A 6,668-nucleotide genomic window follows, 5' to 3' on the forward strand; every position below is an offset into this window, starting at 1 on the left:
GGAGGAGGTGCTACCCGCAAGCGGCGTGAATATCAGGCTCTTTTTCCCGCCCGCGGTCGCGTTTGACAGCGTGATTACGCACATGGCGCGCGCCTTGGAGATAAATTTTAACATCGTCTGGGGCAAGCTCGAGCGGCTTGATAAAAACGTCGTCGGAAGCCTCGTGATCAACGTAGAGCCCGCACACGTCGCGCGCGTGGAGGAGTTTATCAAAAACGCGGGCGTGATCTACGAGATCGTAAGCGAGGATGAGATCAAAAGCTGCGCCGCAAACTAGGTGCGATTTCGCGCCCTGTGCGCTTGCGCCGCACTAAATTTAAGGGCTTATGCGGCATGGCGAATTTAAAAGCTCACGTGAGGTCGCGGACTCAAAGGTTGGCTCGGCGTTTTTGATTTGACGTGCGCGTCGTGGCATTATAAATTTAATTAGTTTCGCCGGCGGTTTAAATTTCTATTTTACCTCGATAAAATAAGCTCGGCGATGCGCTGTTGGCGTGCGCTCTGGCTAGCTTTGATTCGCGTTTAGAATTCGACTAGCCGTAGCGAGATGGTTTAAATTTCAGGGATCGCGACCGACCGAGCGCATTTAAGCCGCTCCGCGTTTGAAATTACAGGCGTTTAAATTTAAATTTGAATTTTTTCGGAATTTCACACTTACTTCACTTTTACGGAAGTATAATTCCGCTAATTTTTTTTAAGGAGTACGTAATGAAAAAACTTACTTTGTTTGCGCTTAGTGCGCTATTTGCTGGCACTTTTGCCGTAGCTGCCGATATGGGCATGAAAGATGAGATGAAGGACGCCAATACATCAATGCATAATGGTGCGAAAGAGGTGAAAGCTGAGATGAAACATATGAAGCACGAGACGCATGGTATGAAAAAAGATGCCGTTAAAAAGGGCTCTCATGCAAAAAAAGAGATGAAAAAAGAGATTAAAAAAGAGATGTAGTGAGTAAAATTTTACTCGTAGAGGACGATGAGACCCTTTGCGATCTCATCGGCGAATATCTAAAGGACGCGGGCTTTGACGTGTGCGTTTGCAGCGACGCTCAAAGCGCCGCGGATCTTGCTTATGAGCAAAAATTTGATCTTTTTATCTTTGACGTAAAAATCCCCAAAGGCGACGGATTTTCACTTTTAAAAGACCTACGCAAGAGCGGCGATCGCACCCCTGCGATATTTGCTACGTCGCTAAATACGCTCGATGACCTTGAGGTCGGTTTTAAAAGCGGCTGCGACGATTATCTCAAAAAACCGTATGAATTAAAAGAGCTGCTTCTACGCGTTAATTCGCTCATAAAGCGAAATTTCAGCCACAATTTCGATGATTTTGTAACTATTGACGATGAGTTTAAATTTTATTTTGCAAGCAAAGAGCTACGCAAAGCGGGCGTGCCCGTCGCGCTTTCAAACAAAGAGCGCGAGCTGCTGGCGCTTTTTTTACAAAATAAAAACAGGCTTTTGAGCAAGGATGAAATTTTCTCCGCGATATACGCTTTTGACGAAACTCCGAGCGAGGAAGCGCTGCGAACTTATATCAAAAATCTACGCCGCGTCCTAGGCGAAGAGCACATCATAAATCGCCGCAACGCAGGGTATCTGTATGTCTGAAAAGACCGCTTTAACGCTTAAAATTTTATCTTTGTACCTCATTTCAAGTACGTTGTTTTTAGGATATTTTTTCAAGATAAATTACAGGATGAACGAAGCCGCGCTACTTTCGCACAGGATAAAAGAGCTAAAAGAGATCAAAATGATGATCTATATGAAAGCAAGCATGGACGGGCTGGAATCGCTAGCGGACTTTGAGCGCGAAAAGGGCGTGAGTGCGTGTATATTTAAGCCAAACTCTGATGAAATTTACGGCTGCAGTGGTGAGCTTGGCGCACTTGATAAAGCGAAGCTAAAGGCGGAATTTATAAGTGGCGGTAGGCTAGGAATTTATGAAAATCTGCAAAATATGGAGGAGCGAAACGCCTTTTCCAAGGCTAAAATCATTCTGCTTGGAAGTAGCGTGCAGGGCGAAATTTTAACGCTTCGTATCAAAACCGCAGCGATGATGATAGCGCTTTTGGGCGTGATATTAGCCGTGGCGTTTTACCTGGTTCGACTAGGCACCAAGCCGCTTTACGATAAGATTGACACGCTAAATCGCTTCATCAAGGATAGTACCCACGAGATTAATACTCCGCTTAGTATTATCTCCATGAGCGTCGAGACGATGCGGCACGCGGAGCTTGGGGAATACAACGCCAAGCGCGTCGCTAATATCGACCTTGCCGCTAAGACGCTTTCGCGCATCTACGAGGATCTCGTGTTTTTAACCTTCGGTATGAATAAGGAGGGCGAGATTAGCTCGATCGATCTAAAGAGCCTCGTCGCTTCGCGCTGCGAATACTTCGCGCCGTTTATTCAAAAGCGCAGACTAAGCCTTAAAACCGATCTTGCGGATGCGAGCATGAACGCAAACGTCTATGAAATTTCGCGCCTGATCGACAATCTGCTAAGCAACGCCGTAAAATACGCCGATGCAGGCGGCTACGTGGATGTGCGGCTAAGGCACGGCGAGCTAGCGATCTCAAATAGCGGCGAGGGGATCGACAGGAAAAAGGGCGACGAAATTTTCAGGCGCTTTGCGCGCTTTAACTCAAGCGAGGGCGGCTTTGGAATCGGGCTTAGCATCGTAAGCGAGGTCTGCAAAAAATACTCCTTTTCTATCTCCTACGACAGCGTGCCGGGCGAGATAACGACCTTTCGCCTTACGTGGCGAGAGTAAAATTTTAAAATTTAGTGAAATTTAAAATTTAGAAATAGCCGCCTGCGGTTTAAATTTAATCGTCGTTTGGTCGCTTAAATTCCGCGCAAAAAGGCTCTAATTGCCGGAGCGTTTAAATTTAATCGCCCGCTCGCTTTGCGCTCGTAAAATGACCCTAAAAGTTATGGGTGCGGAATGTTATTCGTCCGCGATTTTATAAAATTTAGCTTTTATTTCTCGATAGATATATCCAGTGGACTATATCGCTAAGCGAAATCACGACAAGTATACTCATAAACATCGAAGTGGCTGTGAAAAACGATATCCAGCCAAATAGGCTCTCTCTGCTCGCAAAAGTAGGAAATATCCGTCCGCTACCTACTCTGTGTGGGATGCCGTTTATGGCAAAATCGGCGTAGAAATAATTATTTAGAAGCCAATAGATAAAAGGTATGCCGATAAGCATAATTAGCTGCGTCTTGACGGCGGGAAGCTCTTTTTTGTATAAGAATGTGGCGATCGGACAATACACGCAGCTTAGCGCGAAAGCCGTTAAAATAGGTACCCACAATGCCGCGACGTAAAATTCCGCAAGCTGCGTATGCGGGCTTATTTTGCCGATTGCGGCGATGTTTGGAAAAAACCGCTTCATAAATCCAACGAAGTCTGCGCATGCCGCACTTACGTCTAAAATATTTTCGGGTAGCACGAATACGCTAAGCGCCGTGATCGCAAACAGCGCAAAAACCGCCGCGTAAAGTCGCCCGAAAAATTTAGTAAATTTCGTATCGGGATACGGTGCCTCTTGCTCTTGCGCGCCTTGTGAATTTAGCAAATCGCTCATCGTTCGCTCCTTTAATAAAATTTGCACGTTAAAACCCGGCTTGCGCTAAATTTTAAAATTTTATGCCTTATCGTTCGGTAAAATTTCACGACGAGGACTTGCTTTGGAATTTTGCAGTCTAATTTGAAATAAAATTTATTAAATTTAACCAGCAAAGCTTTGTTTAAAAATAAAATCTCGCCGCTTCTAACGCGTAGTGATCTAGGCGGGGTTTGGGCGGTAGACCTGCTTGCGGTTGCTAGCCGAAGCAAAGTAAAAGGGAGCTTCGCAAGTATAGCCCCTTACGCTACACCTCTTCCGAGAAAGAATTTAAGCCTTATCGGAAGCGACAAATAAAATTTAAACCCGCGCGTAGCGTAGCAATTTCTCGTATCGTCTTAGCCAGAAAGCCTCTAAAATAAAAGGCTCTTTCATTTAGCGTAGACTTGCAGCCAAGACCCAAAATTTAATTGCCTAACGAAAAAGGCAGTTGGTATCGCTACTCGCAAAATAACCGCGGAATCCCACTAGATCAAATTTAAAATTCCGAGTATTTCTGATAGTCGATCTGCGCGGAGTTTTTGTTGATCGTATCGACCGTAGCTTCGGCGATCGCCAGCTCCTCGTTGGTAGGGATTACGAGCGTTTTGATTTTACTATCCGCCGCGCTTAAATTTCTAATCGAGCCGGTATTTTTTGCGTTTTTTGTCGCATCGATTTCGATGCCGATATGAGCGAGCTTCTCGCAAACATTTTGTCTAAAATGCGGCGCATTCTCGCCGATACCGCCGGTAAAGATCAAAGCGTCCACGCGCCCAAGCACGGCATAATACGCTCCGATCATCTTAACGACGCTGTACACGAGCATCTCAAACGCAAGTTTCGCGCGCGGCTCGCCGCCTTCCATCTTTTCATATACTTTTCGCAGATCGCTTGCGCCGCAGATGCCGAGCAGTCCGCTTTTTTTGTTCATTATGACGTCCATATCCTGCGCGTTGTAGCCCGCGACTCGCTCGATGTATGGGATGATCGCAGGATCGATCGAGCCGCATCTGGTGCCCATGATGATCCCCTCAAGCGGCGTTAGCCCCATTGAGGTGTCGATGCATTTGCCGTTTTCTATGGCGCTCACGCTCGAGCCGTTGCCAAGATGTAGCGTAATGGCGTTGAAGTTTTCGTATTTTTTACGCAAAAATTTCGCTCCCATTGTCGAGACAAACCAATGCGATGTGCCGTGCGCGCCGTAGCGGCGAACCTTATATTTTTCGTAGAATTCATACGGCAGCGCGTACATATACGCATAAGGCGGGATGCTTTGATGAAAGATCGTATCGAAAACCGCGACGTTTGGAATTTTAGGAGCGATTTTTAGGCAGGATTTGATGCCCGCTAAATTTGCGGGATTGTGTAGTGGTGCAAGCGGCGCAAGCTCGGCGATTTTAGCCATTACGTCTTCATCTATGAGCGCAGGAGCGTCGAAATAATCTGCACCCTGAACGATGCGGTGTCCGATGCCGCCTACTTGAGTTAGATCGTTGATTACTCCGCTTTGTTTTAAAAGATCGATCGCGATCGCAATCGCGGTCTCGTGATTTGGAATTTGCTCGTTTTCAACTTTTATGCTTCGTCCATTGGCGCAATTGATGCTTCCGCTTGCGTGCGTCGAGCCGATCTCCTCGATGAGCCCACTTGCGATGCAGGCGTGATTTAGCATATCGTGGAATTTAAATTTAACCGAGCTCGAGCCGGAATTTATGACTAGGATATCCATTTAATTATCTCCTGCTTGAATTGCGCTTATTAGGATGGTGTTTACGACGTCTGCAACCTCGCAGCCGCGACTTAGATCGTTTACCGGCTTTTTTAAGCCCTGCAAGATCGGTCCGATCGCGATAGCGCCTGCGGTGCGCTGCACGGCTTTGTAACAGATATTTCCGCAGTTAAGATCAGGGAAGATAAATACGTTCGCGCGCCCTGCGACCGCGGAACCGGGCATTTTTTTCTTAGCGACTGCGGCATCGACTGCGGCATCGAATTGCAGCGGCCCGTCGATTGTGAGATCAGGCGCCTTTTCGCGCGCTTTTTGCGTTGCAGTTTTGATAAATTCTACGCTCTCTCCGCTGCCGCTATCGCCGCTGGAGTAGCTTAGCATCGCCACGCGCGGCTCAAGCCCAAACGCCTTTGCGGTCGCGGCGCTTGAGATCGCGATACCCGCCAGATACTCCGCGCTCGGGCTCGGCGCTACGGCACAGTCGGCAAAAAGCAGAGCCTGCGTATCCAGGCACATTATAAACGCGCCGCTAACGGTCGCGATGCCGGGCTTTGTCTTGATGATCTGAAGCGCGGGGCGAATCGTCTCCGCAGTAGTCGTGCCGGCACCGCTTACCATCGCATCGGCTAGCCCTTCATACACGAGCATCGTGCCGAAGTAGGTGCGATCGCGCACTAAATCGCGCGCCTGCGCCTCGCTCATGCCCTTTGCCTTGCGAAGCTCATATAGATCGCGCGCAAATTTTTCTAAGCTCGCATCCGTCTGCGGATCTAAAATTTTAACGCCCGCTAGATCGAGACCCAGCTTGTTTGCGCTTTTTTGCACTTCGTTCTCGCGCCCTAAAAGGATCAAATTTGCAGCGCCGCTTTGCTTTATAATCGCGGCCGCGCGCAGAATTCTCTCATCGTCGCTTTCTGGAAGCACGACGGTTTTAACGTTCGCACGAGCCTTGGCGTAGAGCTTGCTTTCAAATTTCAACGGGGTTAGAATTTCACAGCGCGTGGAGTTTGCGGCGTCAGTGAAGTAGCTTTTGTCGGCAACGACTTTATCAAGCTCTATCGCGCCGCTTTGGCAAGCGGAATTTTCGTCGTGAAATTTTGCATCACTTTCGCAAGCGGAATTTTTGCCGTAAAGCTCTGATTTTTTAGAATTTGCGCCATCTTGTGCAGGTCTTAGCGCAGAAAATGAAATTTTATCCTCATATATGCTGGCAAAGCTTACCGCTTTTGCTGCGGCGATCGAGTGCGTGCCGATGCGCGCGGCAATTTCGTTAGGATAAAATCCGCAAACTGGGATATTTAGATCCTTTGCGATTTG

8 protein-coding genes are annotated in these 6,668 nt (G+C 47.7%); 5 read left to right on the forward strand and 3 right to left on the reverse strand.

Annotated features, from left to right (window positions below; genetic code table 11):
• The 4 genes from Q0236_RS09855 to Q0236_RS09870 form a co-directional block, all read left to right on the forward strand.
• On the forward strand, positions 1-277 hold a 277-nt coding region (locus Q0236_RS09855; protein ID WP_297917299.1), incomplete at its 5' end, for an NIL domain-containing protein.
• A 431-nt stretch (positions 278-708) separates the two neighbouring features.
• On the forward strand, positions 709-951 hold the full coding sequence (locus Q0236_RS09860; RefSeq protein WP_297902676.1) for a hypothetical protein: 243 nt from the start codon (positions 709-711) through the stop codon (positions 949-951).
• On the forward strand, positions 951-1,613 hold the full coding sequence (locus Q0236_RS09865) for a response regulator transcription factor (protein ID WP_297917301.1): 663 nt from the start codon (positions 951-953) through the stop codon (positions 1,611-1,613). Before Q0236_RS09860 ends, Q0236_RS09865 begins: the two co-directional genes overlap by 1 nt.
• Positions 1,606-2,778: a HAMP domain-containing sensor histidine kinase gene (locus Q0236_RS09870; RefSeq protein ID WP_297917303.1), complete on the forward strand. Its 1,173-nt coding sequence runs from the start codon at positions 1,606-1,608 to the stop codon at positions 2,776-2,778. The genes Q0236_RS09865 and Q0236_RS09870 overlap by 8 nt, the downstream gene beginning before the upstream one ends.
• Before the next feature lie 202 nt (positions 2,779-2,980).
• On the opposite strand, the gene Q0236_RS09875 is transcribed toward Q0236_RS09870, so the two are convergent.
• Positions 2,981-3,601: a hypothetical protein gene (locus Q0236_RS09875; RefSeq protein ID WP_297917305.1), complete on the reverse strand. Its 621-nt coding sequence runs from the start codon at positions 3,599-3,601 to the stop codon at positions 2,981-2,983.
• A gap of 159 nt (positions 3,602-3,760) precedes the next feature.
• Between Q0236_RS09875 and Q0236_RS09880 the strand changes: the two genes are divergently transcribed.
• Positions 3,761-3,937, forward strand: a complete 177-nt coding sequence (locus tag Q0236_RS09880; protein WP_297917307.1) for a hypothetical protein — start codon at positions 3,761-3,763, stop codon at positions 3,935-3,937.
• A gap of 181 nt (positions 3,938-4,118) precedes the next feature.
• On the opposite strand, the gene Q0236_RS09885 is transcribed toward Q0236_RS09880, so the two are convergent.
• Both Q0236_RS09885 and pta read right to left on the reverse strand, forming a co-directional pair.
• Entirely contained in the window at positions 4,119-5,351 is a 1,233-nt protein-coding gene (locus Q0236_RS09885; protein ID WP_297902206.1) for an acetate kinase, read from the reverse strand.
• Complete coding sequence (pta, locus tag Q0236_RS09890) at positions 5,352-6,665, reverse strand: phosphate acetyltransferase (protein ID WP_297917309.1); 1,314 nt, start codon at positions 6,663-6,665, stop codon at positions 5,352-5,354.
• Positions 6,666-6,668: the final 3 nt, after the last annotated feature.

This window comes from uncultured Campylobacter sp., assembly GCF_938031315.1.
GTDB lineage: Bacteria > Campylobacterota > Campylobacteria > Campylobacterales > Campylobacteraceae > Campylobacter_B.